At 44.4% G+C, this 836-nt stretch carries 1 pseudogene; it reads left to right on the top strand.

From position 1 onward, the window contains the following. Positions 1-724, top strand: a pseudogene (locus R7Q48_RS26075) (glycerol-3-phosphate 1-O-acyltransferase); the annotation flags it as partial. Positions 725-836 lie beyond the last annotated feature (112 nt).

Genomic DNA, 836 nt, shown 5'->3' with positions numbered 1-836 from the left:
AACAGAAAGTGCTGAAGAGTTGGTTGATCACGCTATCTCGTTAGATAAGTTTGTGATTGAAACAGACAGTATGGGCGACATCATTTCTCTGGATCGTAGTCAATCGATTCTGATGACTTACTATCGCAACAACATCATTCACTTGTTTGCGCTGCCATCGTTGATTGCCCAGATGATTATTCGTCAGCGCAATCTCACCGTGGAGAAAATCCAAGAGAACGTCGCGCAAATCTACCCATTCTTGAAGAAAGAGCTGTTCCTAAGCTACCAAGAAGAAGATTTAAACGACCTTGTGGTGAAAACGTTGAATGAGTTTGCCGAGCAGAAAATGATCTGTCTTGATGGCAACAAATTGGAAATCAACCAATCAAACAACCAACCGCTGGTTCTACTTGGTCGCACGATTACTGAGACGCTGCAGCGTTACTCCATCGCCATGAACCTATTGGTTGCATACCCTGAGTTGGGTAAATCGGATCTGGAACAGAAGAGCCAAGACATCGCGCAACGTTTAGGTCGCCTGCACGGTATCAACGCGCCGGAGTTCTTCGACAAAGGTGTGTTTACCGCCATGTTCAATACGCTCAAACAGCAAGAGTACCTCGATAGCGACGGCAACTGCGATAAGAAGAAAACGCAGAAATTTGCCAAGCTACTGTTTACGCTGCTGTACCCAGAAGTGAAGTTGACCATCGAAGAAAGTATCCACCAACTTCAGGCATAACAAACACAAAAAAACAAAAGGCATCCAATTGGATACCTTTTTTTATCTTCGGATTGATTACCAGAACGCGACTAATAAACCTATCGCTATCACCATGCCAACGTAGTTGTTG

This window comes from Vibrio sp. 378 (genome assembly GCF_033339435.1).
The sequence above is the reverse complement of the archived record's forward strand: the minus strand, read 5'-3'. Positions and strand labels throughout refer to the sequence as shown.